The sequence below is a fragment of the Rhodococcus sp. BH4 genome, from assembly GCF_002079265.1.
GTDB classification, from domain to species: Bacteria; Actinomycetota; Actinomycetes; order Mycobacteriales; family Mycobacteriaceae; genus Rhodococcus_F; species Rhodococcus_F qingshengii.
The window spans coordinates 3,202,421-3,223,578 of sequence record NZ_CP014941.1; the positions used below are offsets into that span (position 1 = coordinate 3,202,421).

Here is a 21,158-nt window from a genome sequence, read left to right on the forward strand (position 1 = left end):
TACGGACTTCCACGACGAAATACGTACTACTGGTAGTAGTAACCACCTCGGTGGGGGTGTGGTATTGGCCATAGTGATCTGCGTGACGGTTACGGTGGTGTGAGACGACGAAAGTCCCGACAATGACGATGCCCGATAATTGCAAGCCAACAGTCGATCCGCAGAAAGTAGCCGCACGTAGATGACGATCGACAGTTCGCCGGGCACCGAAGAATCGACATCACGGGCGCGGGTAGTCACGCAGAAAGCTGCCGGCATCATCCGTTTCGGCATTCGCGACGCACCGTTGACGGTCGTTCTACTTCTCACCATGTGGATCGTGGGTGCCGCAACCGGCAGCCTCGTTCACGGACCGTCCCGCGATCTCGAGCACACGATCGGTGCCGGAATGGGCTCGATCCAGCACGGCCGCATCTGGACTCCGCTCACGTCCGTGCTGTGGGCAGGAAACCTGCTCGGGTACCTCGGCGCGACCGTGCTCCTGATCGCAGTCGCCGCACCCCTCGAACGCCGAATGGGAACGATCAAGCTTGCGATCGCCGGCGCAAGCACTCAAATCTTGGGAGTCCTGCTCGGGCTCGGCTGGGCGTCGTTTGCGAAGGTGTTCGATTCCAGTTGGGGATTCCGCCTCCACGTGGGCTCCGCGGTCGGAGCCAGTGCATGGATCGTCGGCGCTGCGATGGCCGCCAGCTCGAACATGGGCACCCTGTGGCGCCGTCGCATTCGCGTCGGAACTTTGGCGTTGACGATCACTTTGGCCTTGTTCAGTGGTCAGCTGCAAGACGTCATCCGATTCTTTGCCGCTGTGGTGGGTTTGGTGATCGGTCAGTGGATCGTCGGACGATCGGCGCGCGGTGAGCGCATCGCCGGGACACAGCGAGAGGGTCGCGTCCTGGTCGCCATCGTCGTCGCGGCGAGTGCGATCGGCCCGATGATCGCCGCATTGTCCCCGCAGGCGGTCGGCCCACTCGCGGTCCTCCGTGACCTCTTCCGCGGAGTTCCCTGGACTGTCGCCGAGGTTCGAGAACTGTGCGAGGAGTCGTCGTCGGATCCGGACTGCCGACGAGGACTCCTCGAGCTCAGACTCTCCGGTATCGGCCCGACTCTGCTCTCGCTGATGCCGTCGATCTTCGTTCTCGTGTTGAGTGACGGGCTCCGTCGTGGCCGCAGATTCGCCTGGATTGCGACAGTGTGTGCTCAGGTAGTCCTACTCGTCCTCTCGATCGGGAACTTCGTCATCAGGTTCGTCGACGCCGTCGACAGTGACAGCTTGTTCTACGGAATCAGCGATCCGAACGTGTACCGAACTCTGGTGCCGTTCCTGACACCGCTCTTCGTACTGATCCTGCTGATCGCGACACGTCGATACTTCGACGTCGCGGCCCCGGCCAAGACATACCGACGTCTCGGTGCTGCGATCGTGACCTTGCTCGCGGTCCTCGCCGTGATCTACGTCGGCGGCGGAATGCTCGCCAGGCACGGGTTCGATCGCGAGCCCACCGTAACGATGTTGCTCGCGGACTTCCCTCAGCGCCTTGTACCGCCCGTGTACCTGCAGTTGATCGATCCGCGTCTGCTTCCCGTGGACATCGAGTCGACGTTGCTCTTCGAGTGGACCGGCGTCGTGTTCTGGGGCGTCGCCGCCGTGTTGGTGTTCGTGAGTTTCCTCAAGCCGGTCAAGACCGCCGATCCCAAAGCCGCCGAACGAGCGCGATCCATGTTGATCGCCGGTACCGGCAGCCCGTTGTCCTGGATGACGACGTGGAAGGGAAACACATACTGGTTCAGCGCGGACGGTTCGAGTTACGTCGCGTATCGCGTCATCGCCGGTGTTGCTCTCACAACCGGTGATCCGGTCGGTCCTCCAGATCGCATGCGCACGGCGATCGAGGAGTTTGCCGAGTTCGCGTCGTCGAACGGTTGGATTCCCTGCTTCTATTCAGTGACCGACGACGCCCGAAGCATCACTGATTCCATGGGCTGGAGCGGCCTGCAGGTCGCCGAGGAAACCGTGCTCGACCTCGGACAGGTCGCGTTCACAGGAAAGCGGTTCCAGGATGTGCGAACAGCACTGAACCGGGCGAAGAAGTCCGGGATCACGGCCGAGTGGATTTCCTTCCCTCATGCACCTCTCGCGATCAAGGATCAGATAGTTGCGATCTCGGAGGAATGGGTGGCGGACAAGGGGATGCCCGAGATGGGATTCACCCTCGGCGGACTCGACGAGGTCGACGACGAACAAGTGCGGTGCCTGATCGCCGTCGACGAGGATCGCACCGTGCACGGTGTCACGTCGTGGCTACCGGTGTACCGCGACGGCAAAGTCGTCGGGTGGACACTCGACTTCATGAGGCGACGCTCCGAAGGATTCCGTCCCGCGATGGAGTTCCTCATCGCCTCCGCTGCACTGAAATTGGAGGAGGAGGGCGTCGAGTTCCTCAGTCTGTCCGGTGCACCGTTGGCAACAATCGCCGGTGACTCCGAGAGGAATGCGAACGAACCGGAGGCCACGACTTTCTCGGCGATGATGGACAGCGTGCTCGACCTACTCGGTCGCACCCTGGAACCGGTGTACGGATTTCGTTCGCTGTTGGCCTTCAAATCGAAGTTCCAGCCTCGGTACGTGCCGATGCACATGACCTTCGCCGATCCAGCCGCGTTGCCGAGCATCGGGAACGCGGTCGGACGGGCGTACCTGCCGACCGTGACGATCGGTCAAGGATTCAAACTTGTTCGGACGATTCTGGGTCGCTGATTCGCGATCGTCACGCAGGCTTTGCCGGCCCGCCGACGGCGCCGAACACGTGCCGGGTTCCGATCGGAACGATCAGCGGCCGATCCGAGACGGGATCGTCGATGACCGCAGCTTCGAGACCGAACACCTCGAGCAGAAGTTCCGCGGAAATGATGTCCCTGGGGACACCAGAAGCGACGACGGCGCCGTCGCGCATCACGATCAGATGATCGCTGTATCTGACCGCGAGATTGAGGTCGTGCAGAACCATCACCACGGTGCGCCCCATTTCCTCGTGGAGTTGATCCACCAGGTCGAGGACTTCCATCGAGTGCGCGAGGTCCAGATAGGTAGTCGGTTCGTCGAGAAGCAGAATGTCGGTTCCCTGGGCGAGAGCCATCGAGATCCAGGCCCGCTGGCGCTGACCGCCGGACAATTGATCGACGGGTCGATCGGCGAGATCCGAGACACCGGTCAGCTCCAGCGCTTCGGCGACCTCGCCCTCGTCGTCCGCGGACCACTGCCTGATCCACGACTGGTGCGGGTGGCGCCCACGTGAGACCAGATCGGCGACCGTGAGTCCTTCGGGCGCAACCGGAGTCTGGGGGAGCATTCCGAGCACCCGTGCGACTTCCTTGGTCTTCATCGAACTGATCGCCTTGCCGTCCAGGACGACCGATCCGCCCTTGGGCTTGAGCAGACGACCGAGCGCACGCAGGAGCGTCGACTTGCCGCAGCCGTTGGGGCCGATGACCGTCGTGATCACGCCGGTAGGGATCTCGAGATCGAGTCCGTCGACGATGATGCGGTCCCCGTACCCGAGCGTCAGGTTCTTGGCGACGAGACGCGAAGGAGTATCGGTGGACTGGGCGATGGTGGTCATGCTGTGACCTTCCGATTGTTACGAACCAACAGGTAGAGCAGGAACGGACCACCAAGTGCGGAAGTCACGATTCCGACGGGGAGTTCCACAGGCAGAATTGTTCGAGCGATGACGTCGCTGCCGACCACCAGTACAGCACCGGTCAGCGCGGACGCCACGATGGGCGGGCCGGCAGAGCGCACCAGACGCATGGCGACCTGTGGCGCAGCCAGGGCGACAAAGCCGACCGGACCTGCTGCGGCGGTTGCGATGGCGGCCAGCGCCACGGCGGAGAGCAACAGTTTGGCCTGCGATGACTGCAAGCGAACACCGAGAGAGGTGGCGTTGTCGTCGCCCAACCGCAGCGCTCCCATGGTGAACGATGCGATCACCGCGTAGCCGCCGACTACCGCGACAGCGATGGCTACCGGCCACATCTGATTCCAGGTGGCACCGTTGAGCGAACCGTTGAGCCACACCTGTGCGCGGGAAGCATCGTTGATGTCCGCCGAGATGAGAAGCCATCCCGTCGCTGCCACGAGCATGGCGTTGATGCCGATGCCGATCAGGATGAGGCGGAACCCCTCGACGCCTTTTCGCCATGCGAGGGCGTAGATCACCACTGCTGTCAGTAGGCCGCCGCAGAGTGCAGCCAACGGAATCCCCAGTGTGGCAAGCAGTCCCACGAACGACCCGCCACCGCCGAGCACGATGAGAGCAACCGCGGCAGCACTCGATCCGGCCGTGATTCCGAGGATGTCGGGGCTGGCGAGGGCGTTGCGAGCGATCGTCTGGGTGACCGCACCGGCAATGCCGAGTGCCATGCCGATGAAGAGTGCGGTGAGCGATCGAGGAAGTCGGAGATCGAAGACGATCAGGTTCTGTGTCTTGCTTCCATTACCGAGCAGGACGGAAATGACATCGGGGATCGAGATCGGATAGTCGCCGCGTCCGATGTTGATGCAGAGCAGAAGGAAGAGTGCGACCGCGAGCGCAATGCACACCGACACCGCGAGTGGACGGTAGACCAGCGAGAATCCACCGATACGAATCGACTTACGTGAGGGGACGGTCCGGGGGAGTACCCGGAGTTCTTGCTTGAGCGTCACAGACTTGCCAACTTCCTGCGGCGTACGAGAGCGATGAAGAACGGGGCGCCGAACAGGGCCAGGATGATTCCGACCTGCAACTCGCCGGGACGCACGACTACGCGGCCGATGATGTCCGCGGTGATCAACATGACCGCGCCGAGCAAGCCCGCGTACGGGACCAGCCAGCGGTAGTCGGGTCCGGTGATGGCCCGGGCCACGTGGGGGACCACCAATCCGATGAACGCGATAGGTCCACACGCTGCGGTCGCGGCGCCGGTCAGCAGGGTGATCGCGATGATGCCGAGTGTGCGACTGAACGCGATGTTCGTTCCCAACGCTTTTGCGACGTCTTCACCCAGGCTGAGGACATTGAGACCAGGCGTACTCGCCAGGGCGATGACCAAACCGAGTATCAGGAAGGGGAGGACCTGCCAGAGAACGTCGAACCCGCGACCGGACACCGACCCGACTACCCAGAAACGGTAGGCGTCCAGGCTCGTCTGGTCGAGGATTATCACGGCGTTGGTCATGGCTTGCAGGAAGAACGCGACGGCCGCGCCCGCCAGAGCCAGACTCAGAGGACTTGCGCCGCCGTTTCCGATGGAGGACAAGCCGAAGACGACGATGCTGGCGACGAACGATCCTGAAAACGCGAACCAGAGGTACTGACTCGGGGCGGTGAAACCGAAGAGATAGATCGCCATGACTACGAAGAAAGCCGCGCCGGCGTTGAGGCCGAGTAATCCGGCATCTGCCAACGGGTTACGGGTGTGTCCCTGAATCAGGGCGCCGGCGATACCGAGTGCGATGCCGACGACAAGACCCAGGATGGTCCGCGGAGCGCGCAACGTTCGCACGATGATGTCCGTCTGGGTGCCGTCCGAACTGAAGATGGCGTGGAAGATCTCGGCAAACGTCAGCGGACGTGCGCCCACCGCGATGCTCGCGAGCATGACGAGCGCGAGAAGAACCGTGAGCACCGCGAGACCGATCAGCCGGCGTCGACGAGTTGCCCCGACGCTGTTGTCGCGCGCGAGTTCCTCGAACCCTTCTTCGCGCGCCGTGCTTTCACGGACCACCTCGATACTGGTTCGATCGAACGGCCTGCGCAGAGCTCGGCGAACACCGATGGGCTGCTTTGTCTTCGCGTCACGCGTGACCAGACCTACCCATCCCTTTCCCGAGGTCCGGCCTGTGGCACCTTCGCGGAATCCCAGGTTCCACACGAGGAGACCAACGGCAATGGCTATTGCCGTCCCACCGAATACTGCGCGGTCGGCTTCGCCGCCACCGTTCTCGTCTCGGAGCGACTGAACGACGTACCAGCCGACGAGCAACGGAAGCAGGAACACCCCCGCGTCGAAAATCCCAGCTAGAACACGCATTCGGACAGGAGCCGGGCCGCGCGGCACTATGCGCCGTCCGTACGTCTCGCTGGGTCCTCGGGGATGTCCGTTCCCGAGCGGTTTGATCATCGTCACTGGCGGTTCGAGCTCCTGGTCTTTGTGCGCAGGGAATTCGCATCTTAGGTTACGGAACCCTATGTGGGTGTGCTCCCTGCGGGGCAAGTTCCTGTGAATATGCGGTGCCCAGCGTCACAGTTCTTTACTCTTGAATTATGGTGAGGCTAACCTACATTAAGAACCACAAGACAACTTCGGCCGATTGGAGTGCACGGTGACAATCACCTTGACTACCCAGCATGCGGATGTTCGTGAATTCGAACTCCGGTCGAACGCATTGAGCCGCACCAGCGTTCGCCTACGAGCACTCAACCCTGACTACCCGCGCGTCTACGCGGTTGCCGCCATGTCAGGTGAAGGCAAACGGCGTTGGTGGCAGTTGAGTGAAGGCTTGTGCGGGGATCGGGTGCATCAGATGTTCGCCCGCTCGCTCCAGGATCTCGACAGTGCCGAAGCTGCGGCGATACAGGTCGCAACATCACTGATTCACGCTGTGGTCGGCAGGGTTGCCGCATCGATCGTCTCCGAAGGTGCCGCTTGGGATCCAGGCCTCGAGAACCTGTTCATCCACATGGACAGCGACGGCGGTATCGACTGGGCCGGGGTGATCGACGAAACTCTGCGAGTTGCGCCGAACGGACGGGAGTCCGGCAGTGACGGCGTCGTCGACATGCCGTGCGAAGAAGCGCTCCTCGTCTGGACCGCGCACCGTTGCCTGACCTCGCTACGGGCGATCTACGACGCCGTCTCCAGGTGTGCGCCCGTCGACCAGTTCAGATTCTGGGGCTTGGTAGGGGAGTCGATCCTGGGCGCAGCGGCATATGTCCCCATCTTGGCCGGCGGGGGCGAATCAGCCGCTCAGCGCCGCGGGCAGGGGCTGCTGGACGCTTTTGTCGCCGCAGGGCTGCCCGTGCGTGCACGCCGCAAGGTCTCGCTGCGTCCTCGTTGGAACCAGTTCGACGAAGGGCTTGCTAAATTAGGTCAGCCTTGCCTATGATTGTGGAACACCACGCGGAGAGTTACACCCCGCGAGAGTGACGAAACTGCCGGACCGCGCCGGAGTCCTGAGGGCTGCAGAGACTCCCGGTCCTTCCCACGGCGGGTTTCACATCGAATGATGTGAAACCCGCCGGTTCTTTTTCCAGACCTGATTCCAAGCTCGAGTTACCTCTCGTGTAATCAGGTAGGGAGTGGCAGCCACACCGGCGCCAGAGAATCACAGATGGAGATGGCATGGTCGACACTGCTGAGACCGCAGAGATGATGAAACGGCTCGGAACGGGCTTCGACGCCACCATCGGCCTGGAATACACCGAACTGAGCCCAGATCGCGTGCGGGCGCAATGGACCGTCAAGCCCACGCTGCACCAGCCCGCCGGGATACAGCACGGGGGTGTGTACTGCTCGGTGGTGGAGTCTCTCGCCAGCGTCGGTGGCACCGTGTGGCTGGGCGAGCGAGGACACGTGGTCGGAGTCAACAACAACACCGACTTCCTGCGCGCAACGCGGGAGGGCACTCTCACCGCTGAAGCCACCCCGATTCATCGCGGACGCACCCAGCAACTCTGGGAAGTTCGCATCACCGACGAGAACGACCGACTCGTTTCCAAGGGACAGGTTCGCCTCGCGAACATCACCGAGGTGGCGAAGATCGGAAACTGACCACGCGGCAGTCGATCGAATGACGGAGGGCAGCTGTGGAGTTGAACTCCACAGCCGCCCTCCGCCGGTCACTCAGGTGTTGATCAGCCGGCGGCCTTCTGCTGCTTGCCGGCAGCCTTCTTGGCTTCGCCATTCGAAGCGCTGCCGGACTCCGTCGCTTCCTTGTTTTTCTTCTCCAATTCGCCCATCGCGTTTCGCGCGAAGACCTGCTGCTCGGTGGACGCCATCTGAGCACGGCCACGCCCGAAGAACGTCACCGCCCATGACAACAGCGTCGAGGCACGGGAACGGAATCCGACGAGGTAGAGGAGGTGAATTGCCAGCCAGGCAACCCACCCGATGAAGCCGCTGATCTCGAGCTTGCCCACCTTGGCTACCGCGCTGAAGCGCGAGATCGTTGCCATACTGCCCTTGTCGAAGTACTTGAACGGAACTCGTTCCGACGGTGACTTGCCGTCCAGTGACGCTTTGATCTGCTTGGCCGCGTACTTGCCACCCTGCATGGCAACCTGAGCCAATCCGGGCAGCTTGTCGAGCGACATCATGTCGCCGATGACAAAGACGTTGGGGTGCCCGGGCAGAGACAAGTCGGGATTGACCATGACGCGGCCGGCGCGGTCGGTTTCTCCGCCGCTCTGTTCTGCGAGCTGCTTGCCGAGGGGGCTGGCCTGCACGCCGGCGGACCACACCTTGCACTGCGACTCGATACGGCGAAGCGTGCCGTCCTTCTCCTTGATGATCAGACCGTCGTTGTCCACGTCGGTGACCATCGCGTCGAGCTGGATCTCGACGCCGAGCTTCTCGAGCGTCTCGGCAGCCTTGCGGCTGAGCTTCCCGCCGTACACGGGCAACACGGCAGGGGCGCCGTCGAGGAGCACGACGCGCGCTTCACGAGGATCGATCTTGCGGAACGCGCCGTCCAGCGTTCGACGGGAAAGCTCGGCGATCTGCCCGGCCAACTCCACGCCGGTGGGGCCGGCGCCGACAACGACGAAGGTGAGCAAGCGCGCACGCTCGGCGGGATCGTCCGACAGTTCGGCCTGTTCGAAGGCCCCAAGGATTCGTCCGCGCAGTTCGAGGGCGTCGTCGATCGTTTTCATTCCGGGGGCGAACTCCGCGAACTGGTCGTTGCCGAAGTACGACTGACCGGCACCGGCTGCCACGATCAGACTGTCGAACGGCGTAACAGTGACGCGTTCGAGCAGGCGCGAGGTCACGGTCTGATTCTCGAGATCAATGGTCTCGACCTCACCGAGCAGTACCTGTGCGTTCTTCTGCTTGCGCAGCACCAGTCTCGTGGCGGGAGCGATGTCACCGACCGAGAGGATGCCGGTCGCAACCTGATAGAGGAGCGGCTGAAACAGATGGTGGGTTGTACGCGCGATCATCGTGATGTCGGCATCGGCTTTTTTGAGAGCCTGAGTGCCGAACAATCCTCCGAAGCCGGAACCGATCACCACTACGCGGTGGCGGTGCGGTTCAACCGACTGGATGCTCATTCCGTACTCCTCGAGTTCTAGGCGACAGTCCTACGGTAGTCCCACCGCGGCCGAGCTTCTCTGCGAGCAGTTCGACGCGCGCCGGTGTGTCCGAATCGATCAAGCGGCCTCGAGGGTGATCACTCCCGAGGTGATCGGCTTGGCCGGACCCCGGGGTGATCACCACTTTGTCGAGGTGTCGGCTACTGGCGGACGGACAAGATGAACAGTGCGATGCACCCGCCGACGAAAACCAGGATCGACAGGGCCACCGAGGCATACCCGACACCCACTCCAATTGCTGCCCAGTCCATGTGCCCAACCTCTCTTACGGTGTAATCCGGGATTCAGATCACATCTGCCTAGAGACATCACACCTCATCTGTCCCAACTTTCGAAACCCGGCACGCCCAACCGTTGACATGCAAGTAAATGCTTGCATATTGTGAAGTTGTGAACGACCGGATGAATGCAGCCTTCAAAGCACTGGCCGATCCCACACGAAGGCTTCTCCTGGACCGCTTGTTCGTAGCCAACGGTCAGTCGCTCGGCGAGCTGTGCGACAGCCTCGACATGAGTCGGCAAGCTGTCACTCAACACCTCACCATGCTCGAGGACGCCAATCTGATCAGCACGGTCCGACAGGGGAGGGCAAAGCTTCACTATCTCAATCCCGTTGCGCTCGAGGAGATTCGAGAGCGGTGGATCAACAAGTTCGAGGTACCGCGCCTTCGTGCGCTCAGTACCGTCAAAAAAATCGCGGAGGAAGCCATGACCGACAAGCCCAGTTTTGTGTACGTCACCTACATTGCGAGCACGGCGGACAACGTCTGGAAAGCGCTCACCGACGCACAGGCCACCGCAGAGTATTGGGGACACAGCAACGTCTCCGACTGGCAGCCGGGATCGACCTGGGAGCACCGCCGGATCGACGGTTCGAACATTGCCGATGTAGTCGGCACCGTAGTCGAGAGCAACCCTCCGTCGAGGTTGGTCACCACCTGGGCTGATCCGAACGGCGAACCGGGCGTCGACATCTCTCGGGTGAGTTTCGACATCGAAGCCTTCGGCGCGATCGTGCGACTGACCGTCAAGCACACCGATCTGGCGGACGAATCGGCTCGCGTGGAGGTGGCCGGCGGATGGTCGGCGGTGCTGTCGAATCTGAAGTCCTACCTCGAGACCGGAAATACTCTTCCGGTGGCGCCGTGGGAGATGCCGGTCGGTTGACGGTTGTCGACCGGGACAAACGAGTCCCCTGAACAGGAGGAGATCGCCGTACGTTTGTCCGAACAGTCGGCCCAGTCCGGACTCAAATTCGCATAACCGTCAAATATCGGCGCGTTCAGTCTGTAAAGTTGCCAGAAGGATGCTAGCGTTTTGCCCGACATCGAGTGAGGACGACCTCGTCTCGGACGCATGGGAGAAACGCTATGGGCGGCGACGCTTTTCAGAATGTTCCAGTTGATCGACGCAAGTTCGTCAAGACAGTTCTAGCGGCCTCGGCGGTAACTGTGCCAGTCGTGACGTCGATCAGCCTCGGTGGTGCGGCGCCGGCCTTCGCAGCCGGTGACACGCCGAATCTTTCCGGAGCGCCAAGTCGTGGCCAGCAGAATCCGAATCAACCAGGCGGTGAGCAACCAGGCGGGAATCAACCCGGTGGTAATACTCCGGGAGGGAATCAGCCGGGCGGAAACGAGCCGGGCAATCCCGGATCATCGGGAAGTTCGGGATCGTCAGGAAGTTCGGGTAGTTCCGGGAGTTCGGGACCGTCCGGAAGTTCCACAGGTTCCGGATCAACCGGTAGCTCGTCAGGTTCGGGTGGAACGACGACCGCCAAACCCACCGGGCCGACAGCGCCGACGGAGCCGACCGTCCCGACTGTGCCAACCGTACCGACGGTGCCGACCACTCGCACCGAGCCGACCTTCCCGACCCCTCCGACCCAGCCGACAAATCCCACGGAACCTACGTAGCCGACACGACGCGACTGGTTCCGAGGGGGAACACCGACGATGACAGAGTTCGACGTCGCGCTACACCGCGCTCTGAAGAAGTTTCAGAGCGCGGGGTCGGTTCAGGTGAAGGAGACTCCGCCACACGGAGAACCGGCCGATCTGACTGTCGCGATCGCGACCTACGACGATTTCGACGGCGCGTACTTCACGATCCACTCGATCTTGGTCCATCATCGCGAGGTTCTGGACAGAGTCGAATTCGTCTTGTTGGACAACAACCCCGAGGGGTTGCCGGCGCCGATGCTCGAATCGTTTGCCGGTTACATCGATCGGTTCCGCTACATCCCGTTCACCGACGTTCGATCGACTGCGGTGCGGGACGTCCTGTTCCGCAAGGCCACCGGAAAGTATGTCCTTGTCCTCGACTCTCACGTGATCTTGGCACCGGGATCGTTGTCGGCGTTGCTGGCGTATTTCGATGCGGACCCGGAAACCGACGATCTGATCCAGGGACCGATGCTCTCCCAGGATTCCTCGCACATCGCGGCCACCCACATGGACCCCAAGTGGCGCAACGGGATGTTCGGCTCGTGGGGAGTTGATTCGCGCGCGAAGCAACACCCTGACGTGCCTTTCGAGATCGTCATGCAGGGCCTCGGCTCATTTGCCTGCAGGCGTGAGGCATGGCCGGGATTGAACTCGCACTTCACCGGATTCGGCGGTGAAGAGGGATACATCCACGAGAAGTTCCGGATCAACGGCGGCAAGGTCGTCTGCCTTCCGGCCTTCGGTTGGCACCATCGGTTCGAGCGCCCGGCCGGCGTCCCGTATCGAATAAACTGGGAAGATCGTGTTCACAATTACCTGCTCGGTTGGAGTGAGGTCGGATGGGATCTCGACTCACTCCATCGTCAGTTCTCCAGGTACCTCGGTGATTCGTATCCCGAGATTCGTCGCCGCGCCGAGCTGAGCGTCCAGAGACCCGAGTTGGTCTTTGGTGGAGTGATCGTTCTCGGCGACGACCGCCGAGTCGCTCCGTGGCGTTCATGCCTGGCGGAGGCCGAGTCGATCGAACTGACCGTTCACCGTGCCATTCCGGCGGAGGACGACGGTCCGGATGGGTGGAGGACGGCCTCTGCGTTCGTCGCCGGACTCGACAAGGCAATTCTGCTGGGCTGGAAGTCGGTGGTTTTTCTGGACGAGGCGCGCGTGATCGAACCCGCCGTTATGTACAAGCTACGGAACATCGTCGACGACCTCCCGGCCGAGGCCGATACGGCTGTCATCCACGCACACGGCGAAGATCTGGTCGGAGCTGCACTGATTGTTCACGCGGCGACCTACGGAACTTTGCGAGACGAACTCTCACGAAGGATCAACGGACCCGTGCCGTCCGACTTCTCACTGGCGGCTTATCTGCTCGAGCGAGGCGCAGTCGACGTTGTGCTCGATCGCCCACTGTCGCCTGTCCGAGTAGGGGGAGAACCCAACCCCGTTGTCGAGGATTCTGAGTCGGACCTCGGTGTTGCCGTCGTGAATCTCGATCTCGACATCGACAGATGGAAAGCGTCCTGGCATAGATTCATTCGCTTACCGCGCGTAACAGCGGTGGAAAGAGTGTCGGCTTTCGAGGACGCGATGAATCAGGACGCGGCCTTTGCCGTCTCGTGGCGTCGTGCGCTCGCTCGGGCGACTGAGAAGGGCTGGGATTCGGTCCTCATCGCTGCTGATGACGTCAGTTTGCTGGATGCCGCCGCATCGATCCTTGGCCATGCCCGCGAAGAGTTGGATCACGGCGATTGGGATGTCGTCCACCTCGGACACGACCCGAAATCGAGGGACGGAGCTCTGCTCGACGGTTCGGCACTCTTGCGCACCAGTCCTGAGAACCGTGGAGTCCACGCCGTTCTCGTACATTCGCGCGCCTTCGAGCGAATTCTCGACGAGATTGCGGATCCGGAGTCAGATCCCGAAGCATTCGGACAATGGACGGGTCACTACCGAACTCTGGGCGACTACCTGGTGGATGCGAGTGCCGGGGGAGCGCTCACGTGCCTGACGCTGTCGCCCGGCATCGCCTCCACACGCAGCCTGATTCGTTCGGGCGCAATCGAATCCGAATACTCACGACGCTTCGCACTGTGAGACCACCACCGAAACGAAATCGGATTCGCTGAATCAAGGAGATATCTTGACCGAACTACTCGAAGGTGTGAGACCGCAACGCTCTCAGACGGTGGAAAGCAACGATCTCACCGACGGTGTTGTGCTGTACGACAGCTCCAGCGAGGTTGCCCATCACCTCAACCCGGTCGCGACGTTGGTGTGGGAACTGTGTGACGGCCGGACCGTCAGCGAAATTGTCCAGGCCGTGGCAGAAGTGCTCGAGATCCCTGACGACGAGGCGAAGTCGGTAGTCAACGAGACGTACGGACCGCTGAGCACCTCTCGTCTGCTGGTGTGAGAATTCCGTGACAGGCAACCACGTACCACAATTCCGGGCGCATTACCTTTGGGTTGACGCGATTGTGCGCGGTTTCCGCATACCCGAGGTCGGTGTCGTCGAGCATCGGATTGCCAGCCCGTGGCCTGCGGACAACAACGTCGAAGTTCGGATTCAGCGGAATCGAGCGACATTCGGTCGCTGGGACGTCACCATCGAATCGACCATCGGCGGCAGCCATGAAACGCTGATCGGTCTGGACGGTCTCCAGCTCGCGGAGAGCGTGTACCGCACGGTGCACCGGGATGTCATGACGGCCGCGCACGCCCGACAGTGGACACGCCTGCACGCCGCTCTGGTCGACTGCAACGGTGTGAGAGTGGCGATCGCCGGGCATTCAGGGGCGGGCAAGACCACCTTGGCGCTCGCCCTTGCCATGCGGGGTGCACAACTGCGTGCTGACGAAGGCGTCTTCATTCGTGGTACCGAAGCTGTGGGCTTACCGCGGCGGGTTCACCTCAAAGCCGGTACGTTCGACGTCCTCCCGGAGATCAAAGCGCACGATTCGCTGTATCTTCCGTACGCCCCGCCGGTGTGGGCGTTGGACCCGTCGACCTTGCCTGCTGAACGAAACGTCAGCTCGGCGGTTCGCGGAATCGACCTGGTGCTGATCCTCGATGGATGGGACGAGGCGCCGACTCGACTCGCTCCGATGCCCGTATCCCAAGCGATACAGTCGCTGGCCGGGCAATCCGCACTGTGGTCCGACAATCACGGAGTGACCCTGAGAAACATCGCTGCTCTACTCTCGAATGCCCCGTGCTACAGACTGATTCGACATCACGGCGATACCGGCGCCGACACGGTGGAGGAACTGGTGGCGTCATGCGTGACACCCGGTACCTGATTTCCATGTTGAAACCCGAGTGTGGGGCCGACGTCATCCGCTTGTGTTCGCAGCAGGATTGGCCCAGAGTCATCGACGCCGCTGTAAGGCACAAGGTATTGCCGCTGCTCGCCTCCCGATCGGTCGAGGCCGGCTTCGCATCGGTCCTACCTGCGAGCTTCGCGGAAATGCTGTCGGAATCCTCGGCCACCGCATCGAGTCCGGAACTGACGCTGAGCCTTGTCCATCACCGAAACACCATAAGGATCTCGGACCTCGACGCGCAGCGAGTGGAACTGCAAGAGTTGTTACACAGCAACGGATTTCCGACGGTTGCACTGAAGGGTGCCGCCCTTCTCGAGCGAAAAATCTGGCCGAACCCGGCAGCTCGACGGATGACGGACATCGACCTTTTGGTCGTCGACCCTGCACATGCCGTTCCGGCCAACGACGCGATCCTCGATTTCGGCTACCGAATGGTCCGCCCCGACGAAGTGGACTCCGACTCCATCGATCACGACGATCACCAGGAACCGGCACTCCTTCGCGACGACCGTCATGGCTCCGTCGAAATCCATTCGCACTTGCTTCCGCGGTTCGCACGTCACGCGCTGACCCGAGAGGCCGCGGTCCGAGAAATCAGCGCGGAGGCGGAAGGATCCCGCCTTGCGATGGCCGACGTGACGCTGCACGTCATCGCTCACGCGCGGCTTGCCGATCGGGCCTTGATTCGAGCCGATTTGTCGTTGAACAGTGTCTTCGACGTGGGGTACCTGCTCACTTCCGAACCGGAACTCGCTGTGACGCTCTCCAGACGCCAGTTGCCACGCGATGTCCGTCGGGCGGTGAACGTCCACTGGGCGGCGGTGGAATCGATCTTCGGCGTCAGTACCGGAATGACGACCATCTCGGCGCGTTGGTGGTGGCGATGGACGCTGTGGTTGGCGGATCGCCCACGCCTGCACTCGCTCTACCGCGATCTGGTCATGGTGCCGCTCTTTCTCGACCGTGATCGGCTTTCCATCCGGGACGGGCGTGACCTACGTGGATGGGACTTGGCCCGCTCACGCGTGTCCCACTTCGTCCGTCGTGCGAGGACTGCCGTCGAAGATGCCGGGGGAGCGGCGTGAAAGTACTGATCACGGGCGGAGCGGGATTCATCGGAAGCACCGTCGCGTCGAAGTGCGTCGACGCCGGGATCGATGTCGTGATTCTCGACAACCTGCTGACCGGCCGCGCCGAATTTGCGCACAGATTCCCGTTCTACTGCGGCGACATCGCGGACGAGAAACTGCTCGACAAAGTATTCGCAGATCATTCCGATATCGATGCGACAGTTCACTGTGCGGCCTTGATCGTGGTCGGAGATTCCGTGAGTAACCCGGCGCGGTACTACGAGAACAACGTATCCAAGTCGCTGACGCTGGTATCGAGTGTCCTTCGGAACGGGTGTGAGCGCTTCTTGTTCAGTTCCTCTGCGGCGGTGTATGCGCCGAGCGACGGTGGGTGTGTCGACGAACGTTGGGGGATCGCACCGCAGAGTCCCTATGCGCACAGCAAGGCTCAGTTCGAAACGATGCTCGACGACATTGCGGCGGCCACTGAATTATCGGCGATATCTCTACGCTACTTCAACCCGGTCGGGGCAGATCCGGATCTGCGAAGTGGTACACCATCGGCACGCCCGACCCACGCACTCGGAAAGCTGTTCGAATCATATTCGACAGGAACGCCTTTCAGGGTTACGGGAACGGATTGGCCGACGCGCGACGGATCCGGAGTGCGTGATTACGTTCATGTCTGGGACCTTGCAGACGCTCATGTTCGAGCACTGAAAAGGTTCGACCGGGTCACCGCTGAATCATCACGCATGACTGTGGTCAATCTGGGCAGCGGGCGGGGGACGACGGTGTGGGAGCTGGTACACACATTCGAGAACGTGTTCGGCGAAGATATCGACGTGGTCGCTGCCGGCCGACGCACCGGTGACACTGCCGGCGCTTACGCATCGAACGATCGTGCGTTGCGACTACTCGGGTGGGTTCCGACATTCACCCTGGAACAGGGGATCGAGGACACCGCGCGGTGGCTGGCAGTGCGGCCGCACCTGCTCAACTCGGTGTAGCCGAACGTCAGCCCGTCGGGTCGTCGTCAACGGTGATGTTGTTGCTACGTAGCCAGAAGGTGGCGTCCGGATTCCACCCGGCGAGCACAGTGGCCCCCGCGTTGGCCGACAACGGGATCGCGACACCTGGCGTGGTCAGATAAGCCATCATGGTCAGGTGCACGGCGTCGTAATCCGCGGACACCGAAACCCAGTCCGGAATGAACCAGTCACGGTATTCACCGGTCGTGTCGTACCACACGGAGCGACGTGAAGCGGGCACAGGCAGGGGATAGGTATCGACCAGATTCGCCCAGTCCTGCGGACCGGTGATCTCGTAGATCCGGGGCGCGCCGTAGATCCTTACCGGCTGCACCCGCGCCTCGTTCGAGGAGCTGTCTTCTTCGAGAAACACCCCGAGCGCCCCGATACCGTCGCGGGCCCTGGTTGTTTCGGTTGTACCGTTGGCAAACGGGATAGACCACCATTCGCCTCCGATGTGACGGTCCGGATCTTCGATCTGGTATTCCAGAAACTGACGTTCGTTGTCGAGTGCCTCAGCACGCCACTGTTCGAGGCCGTCCTCTGCACGGTAAATCCGCAAGGGTAGGTCCGACCAGCCGTAAATAGGGTTTCGCTTTTCAACCAGATTCTGGTTCAGAAGGTCAGCAGGCTCGGCCCACCAGGCAGTGTGTGGCGAGTCGAGTAGTGCTTGAGCGATCGGGCGCAATGCCGCTGCGACATCCGGCCGGACGAAGATCAGGTCTTCTTCGTCCGGCGGCTCCCAGTAGCGTGCGCAATCTACGGCATACGCAAGACAGTGCAGAATCTCGAGTTCGGACATCTCGCCGATTGCCCGGATATCAACAGCGCCGAGAACTTGGAGCGCATCTTCCGGCGATTGAGGCCAGTGTCCACCGGATGTGCGTGCGCCGGCGCGGCATGCGTAACCGACGTTCGCACAGAAGCGACGGCCACGTGGTGAACCGAGGACGAGTGCAACGGAATCCATGTGGGTAAAGCTAGCGGACAAGCTGACGGGGGACGTTCGAATATCCATTACTTGACATAATGTAGATTATCGGCAAATTCTCGACCTGGCGATATCCGGTTCACGCCTGGTTCGTGCAACCTTCTTTGTTTCCGCCCACCCATGTCTGTCTGCCGGTACATTTGCCGGCTTTCCTGCGTTTCCGTCCGAGATCTGCGACCGGCTTGCACGACTCGACTATTGCGACTCCGCGATCGCCGGCTGAATTACTACCGATCACCGCCTGGCCTCGCCGGCGACTGCGGCTACGCCGCGCGACCTGGACGTCAGGAACGACCAATAAGTGCTCTGATGTGGATTGATGCCGATAAACACGTCTCACCGACTTCCGGCTACCCCACCTCAATTCGTCACTGTGACGTATTATGGTCGACAGGCTGGAGGCGAGTTCAGTTTCATTGTCATCGCCACGGACTACTATCGCCGCATGTGTTGTATTCGACCGGCCGCTTCTCATGGTCAGTGGCCGCGATGAGTGACACACCCAAGGTCGTGCATCGCTGGCTCGCAGTGCCAGACCAGTTTGACCGATTCACGCGATTCTTGCGCGACAACGGAATTCTGATGCCGACTCGGATAGGCATCGGCGTATTGGTTTTCCTCCTGGGTATCACGATTCTGCTCAAGCGACTGGGCACTCATTCGGTACAGACCATCGGATTTCCGTTGGACGTCGTCGTCTCAGTGCTTGTGATGATCGGCGGAATTGCCCTGCCTGTCATGGCGACCACCCGTGAAAGGTCGTATTTCTTCGTCGTTGCCGGGGACTTCGCTGTTGCGGTGATCGTGCTGGCTGAGGCGAATCCGGATCAGAGATTGCTCGGATGTCTCGTCTTCGGGCTCGTCGGCTCGTACATAGCCTTCTTTCACAATCTTCGAACTCAGCTGTGGCACCTGCTGTTTTCCGGGGCGGTCATCGTTGTCGCCAGCATCGGCGTGTTCACCGATGTACCTTCTGGCCTTCCAGACGTCCTGGGGCGCATTGCCTTTGCCATTCCTGTCATCACTGTCATACCGGTGGTCACGCAGATTGCTCTGGCGCTCCTGAGCAACGACGCTCAAAGCTCAGAACTCGATCCGTTGACGGACCTGCTGAATCGGCGCGGACTCGCACGGCGGACTTCCGAACTACTGCAAGCGAAATCCAGCCTCGACCAGTCTTTGCTGGTGGTGGTGATCGACATCGACAATTTCAAACACTTCAACGACACCTACGGTCACGACGTCGGCGACCGAGTCATACTGCGCACGGCCTATCGACTACACGACTGGGCCAGATCGGACGCGGCGATAGCGCGCATCGGCGGTGACGAGTTCGTCGTCGTTCAGATGATGCCGTTGCCGTACGTCGGCGATCTACTGGCCCGGATCGCGCCCATCATGAACTCCCCTACAGGCGAACCAATCTCGACGACCAGCATCGGCATAGCCATCCACAACGGCGCCTGGCCGGACGTACACGCAGCAGAAAGTGGCGTTCACGATCTACATCGCCTCGCCGATTCGGCGATGTACGAAAGCAAGAGAATGGGTGGAAATCACGTCCACTCCATCGTTCTCACCGATCAACAGCTACAACAGCCACAACAGTCAGGCGGTCGTTCAGTCCTCTGAATCGTCGATCAGATGCATCGCGGCTTCCTCTGCCGACGCTGCGCCGCCGTCGATTCCGACGTCTCCGGCAATGAGTTCACTTTCCTCGTCCTCGTATCTGCCCTCGTCTTCGGCAACGAGACGGCCGACCCGACGGTTACCCACTTCGTCACCGTTCGGGAATTCTTCTTCCCGTTCGAATTCGTCGGCATCGGCGGGATCCTTCAAAGGATCTCCGAGCGACGCGTACGGATCGGGTTCTTCTTCGGCCAGGCGCTCGTCGAGGGTCTCCCCCGCTGATTCCTCGCTGCCGGTCAACCCGTGGGCATCAAGTCCCAGTGGGCGTTCCGGTGGTGAGATTCCCTCGTCGAGAATGTCGTCGACGCCTCGATCGATCAGAGTGTCTTCAGGTTGAAGCTGGTCGTCGGGATCGAGACTGTAATCGCCATTGCCGGCCGCGCCGGTGTCATCCGTGTCGCTCATACGATCAACGATGCCACGGGCACACCGAGTTGGCCATGTGCCGCGCCTGCTCGATACGTCACTCCGGAGACATTCAGCACGAACGCGGGGCCGGCACTCCGTCGAATCGGTCCTGTAGGTACTCGAATGCGGTGGGCAGACCGAGGACCGCAGTGGTGAGGTGGTCCGGGCTGGGGAACAGTTGGGATTGAATCGTGGCTCCGGCGGCGCAGTACCGCGAAATCGTGTTGACCACCGAATCGATGGGGATCAGAACGTCGTCGGGCGTGTGCCATTCGAACACCGGGGCAGTCGGCACACCGGGATAGAGTTCGACGCTGTTGTCGTCCATCACCTTTCGCACTTCAGGGCTGGACAGCAAGGATGTCGACGTCGACACCTGAGAGGCACTGCGCCCGGCACCGACCCTGAGGATGTCGTTGGTGCACGCGTTGGTGAGTTCGGCCCGCATCGACCGTCCGAGGTCGTTGAGTTGGTTGCTCAGCGGCAGTAGGTCGGGATACTCGCGTTCGAGGCCCATTGCTGCGGCGAAGGCGAGGCCGAATGCCGGGTGCGGATCCTGTCCGAGGCCGTTTGCCATCTTGGACAGATTCATCGGGACGCCGCCCTCGGCTACACCGACAAGGTTGACCTCGGGTGCGTAGCTCGGGGCCAGTGCGGCCGCCCACGCGGTGGCCATGCCGCCGCCGGAGTAGCCGGCAATACCTACAGGGCTGGCGCCACTACGCAATTCGGGGACTTTCTGAACGGCGCGGATACCGTCGAGCGTGATCTGTCCGCCCAGGCGCGCGGCGCCGTACGCACTGTTGGGTCCGAGATGGTCGGGAAGGGCAATGGTCCATCCACGTTGCAGCGCGACGTTGAGGATGGGCGCTTCACGGATGACGATGTTGGGATCCGATGCGTAAAGCGCGCGAGATGGCGCACATCCCGTACCGAGTGCATTGACGATGTGCTGATACGAGAGCAACGGGCCGTCTTGTGCTTGATTCGGCGGGACCAGGATCGTGCTGACCGCGGCAATAGGCTTGTTCTCTGAGTTCGTGGACCTGTAACTGACCTGCCAGATCGCGACGCCGGGAAAGGTCATCAGGTCAGGGGCCCGGCGCACGGAGATCGGCGTGCCGGCGGTCCCCTCGGCAGCTGCTTGCGAGTAGAACGGGTCCGGGTCCGGTGCCGGATATGCGGGATCGGCCTGTGCAGTCCCCCCGGAGAGCAGTGCGGCAGTCAGTGCAGCGGCAGTCAGCATCGATCCGGTAAACACGCGTGTGGTTCGCAGTTTCAACGTTTTCCCCTCGTCCGGACCCACCCGGGGTCCATCACCCTGTGTGTTTCACTCATACCCATGTC

The 21,158-nt window shown here is 61.5% G+C and carries 18 protein-coding genes; 10 read left to right on the top strand and 8 right to left on the bottom strand.

Features of this window, described 5'->3' with window-relative positions; genetic code table 11:
- Positions 1-181: 181 nt before the first annotated feature.
- A complete protein-coding gene (locus tag A0W34_RS14925; protein ID WP_042450926.1) occupies positions 182-2,755 on the top strand; it encodes a bifunctional lysylphosphatidylglycerol flippase/synthetase MprF in 2,574 nt (857 codons plus the stop codon).
- Between the two features lie 10 nt (positions 2,756-2,765).
- On the opposite strand, the gene A0W34_RS14930 is transcribed toward A0W34_RS14925, so the two are convergent.
- Genes A0W34_RS14930 through A0W34_RS14940 form a run of 3 tightly spaced genes read right to left on the bottom strand, consistent with a single transcriptional unit; the run spans position 2,766 to position 6,162 of the window.
- A complete protein-coding gene (locus A0W34_RS14930) occupies positions 2,766-3,617 on the bottom strand; it encodes an ABC transporter ATP-binding protein (RefSeq protein WP_081557873.1) in 852 nt (283 codons plus the stop codon).
- Positions 3,614-4,705 carry a FecCD family ABC transporter permease gene (locus A0W34_RS14935; protein ID WP_003944960.1) on the bottom strand — a complete coding sequence of 364 codons (1,092 nt, stop codon included), beginning with the start codon at positions 4,703-4,705 and terminating at the stop codon, positions 3,614-3,616. Before A0W34_RS14935 ends, A0W34_RS14930 begins: the two co-directional genes overlap by 4 nt.
- The gene (locus A0W34_RS14940) at positions 4,702-6,162 is read right to left on the bottom strand and encodes a FecCD family ABC transporter permease (RefSeq protein ID WP_081557874.1); all 1,461 of its coding nucleotides are present in this window, start codon (positions 6,160-6,162) and stop codon (positions 4,702-4,704) included. Before A0W34_RS14940 ends, A0W34_RS14935 begins: the two co-directional genes overlap by 4 nt.
- Positions 6,163-6,364: 202 nt before the next feature.
- Between A0W34_RS14940 and A0W34_RS14945 the strand changes: the two genes are divergently transcribed.
- Both A0W34_RS14945 and A0W34_RS14950 read left to right on the top strand, forming a co-directional pair.
- Positions 6,365-7,147, top strand: a complete 783-nt coding sequence (locus A0W34_RS14945) for a hypothetical protein (RefSeq protein ID WP_003944809.1) — start codon at positions 6,365-6,367, stop codon at positions 7,145-7,147.
- A gap of 236 nt (positions 7,148-7,383) precedes the next feature.
- Positions 7,384-7,812: a PaaI family thioesterase gene (locus A0W34_RS14950; protein ID WP_003945020.1), complete on the top strand. Its 429-nt coding sequence runs from the start codon at positions 7,384-7,386 to the stop codon at positions 7,810-7,812.
- A gap of 83 nt (positions 7,813-7,895) precedes the next feature.
- Here the strand turns inward: A0W34_RS14950 and A0W34_RS14955 are convergent, their stop codons facing one another.
- On the bottom strand, positions 7,896-9,311 hold the full coding sequence (locus A0W34_RS14955; RefSeq protein ID WP_003944885.1) for an NAD(P)/FAD-dependent oxidoreductase: 1,416 nt from the start codon (positions 9,309-9,311) through the stop codon (positions 7,896-7,898).
- Positions 9,312-9,722: 411 nt separating this feature from the next.
- On the opposite strand from A0W34_RS14955, the gene A0W34_RS14960 reads away from it, so the two are divergent.
- Positions 9,723-10,520, top strand: coding sequence for an ArsR/SmtB family transcription factor (locus tag A0W34_RS14960; RefSeq protein WP_080961164.1), 798 nt, complete (start codon positions 9,723-9,725; stop codon positions 10,518-10,520).
- A gap of 451 nt (positions 10,521-10,971) precedes the next feature.
- On the opposite strand, the gene A0W34_RS14965 is transcribed toward A0W34_RS14960, so the two are convergent.
- On the bottom strand, positions 10,972-11,253 hold the full coding sequence (locus A0W34_RS14965; protein ID WP_042450929.1) for a hypothetical protein: 282 nt from the start codon (positions 11,251-11,253) through the stop codon (positions 10,972-10,974).
- A gap of 52 nt (positions 11,254-11,305) precedes the next feature.
- Here A0W34_RS14965 and A0W34_RS14970 point away from each other — a divergent pair, with 52 nt between their 5' ends.
- The 5 genes from A0W34_RS14970 (at position 11,306) to galE (ending at position 16,702) form a co-directional block, all read left to right on the top strand.
- Entirely contained in the window at positions 11,306-13,393 is a 2,088-nt protein-coding gene (locus A0W34_RS14970) for a glycosyltransferase (protein ID WP_081557875.1), read from the top strand.
- 46 nt (positions 13,394-13,439) lie between these two features.
- Positions 13,440-13,712 (top strand): PqqD family protein, encoded by a 273-nt coding sequence (locus A0W34_RS14975; RefSeq protein ID WP_081557876.1) that lies wholly within the window; start codon positions 13,440-13,442, stop codon positions 13,710-13,712.
- A gap of 64 nt (positions 13,713-13,776) precedes the next feature.
- The gene (locus A0W34_RS14980; RefSeq protein ID WP_081557877.1) at positions 13,777-14,598 is read left to right on the top strand and encodes a hypothetical protein; all 822 of its coding nucleotides are present in this window, start codon (positions 13,777-13,779) and stop codon (positions 14,596-14,598) included.
- Complete coding sequence (locus tag A0W34_RS14985) at positions 14,577-15,707, top strand: nucleotidyltransferase family protein (protein ID WP_081557878.1); 1,131 nt, start codon at positions 14,577-14,579, stop codon at positions 15,705-15,707. Before A0W34_RS14980 ends, A0W34_RS14985 begins: the two co-directional genes overlap by 22 nt.
- Positions 15,704-16,702: a UDP-glucose 4-epimerase GalE gene (gene galE, locus A0W34_RS14990; RefSeq protein WP_081557879.1), complete on the top strand. Its 999-nt coding sequence runs from the start codon at positions 15,704-15,706 to the stop codon at positions 16,700-16,702. Before A0W34_RS14985 ends, galE begins: the two co-directional genes overlap by 4 nt.
- 7 nt (positions 16,703-16,709) lie before the next feature.
- On the opposite strand, the gene A0W34_RS14995 is transcribed toward galE, so the two are convergent.
- Positions 16,710-17,693, bottom strand: coding sequence for a hypothetical protein (locus A0W34_RS14995; RefSeq protein WP_081557880.1), 984 nt, complete (start codon positions 17,691-17,693; stop codon positions 16,710-16,712).
- 603 nt (positions 17,694-18,296) lie between these two features.
- On the opposite strand from A0W34_RS14995, the gene A0W34_RS15000 reads away from it, so the two are divergent.
- A complete protein-coding gene (locus A0W34_RS15000; protein WP_232329859.1) occupies positions 18,297-19,346 on the top strand; it encodes a GGDEF domain-containing protein in 1,050 nt (349 codons plus the stop codon).
- Here A0W34_RS15000 and A0W34_RS15005 read toward each other — a convergent pair.
- Positions 19,335-19,808, bottom strand: coding sequence for a DUF5709 domain-containing protein (locus tag A0W34_RS15005; protein WP_003945009.1), 474 nt, complete (start codon positions 19,806-19,808; stop codon positions 19,335-19,337). The two genes, A0W34_RS15000 and A0W34_RS15005, sit on opposite strands and share 12 nt — an antisense overlap.
- A gap of 73 nt (positions 19,809-19,881) precedes the next feature.
- A complete protein-coding gene (locus A0W34_RS15010; protein WP_054827626.1) occupies positions 19,882-21,057 on the bottom strand; it encodes a lipase family protein in 1,176 nt (391 codons plus the stop codon).
- Positions 21,058-21,158 lie beyond the last annotated feature (101 nt).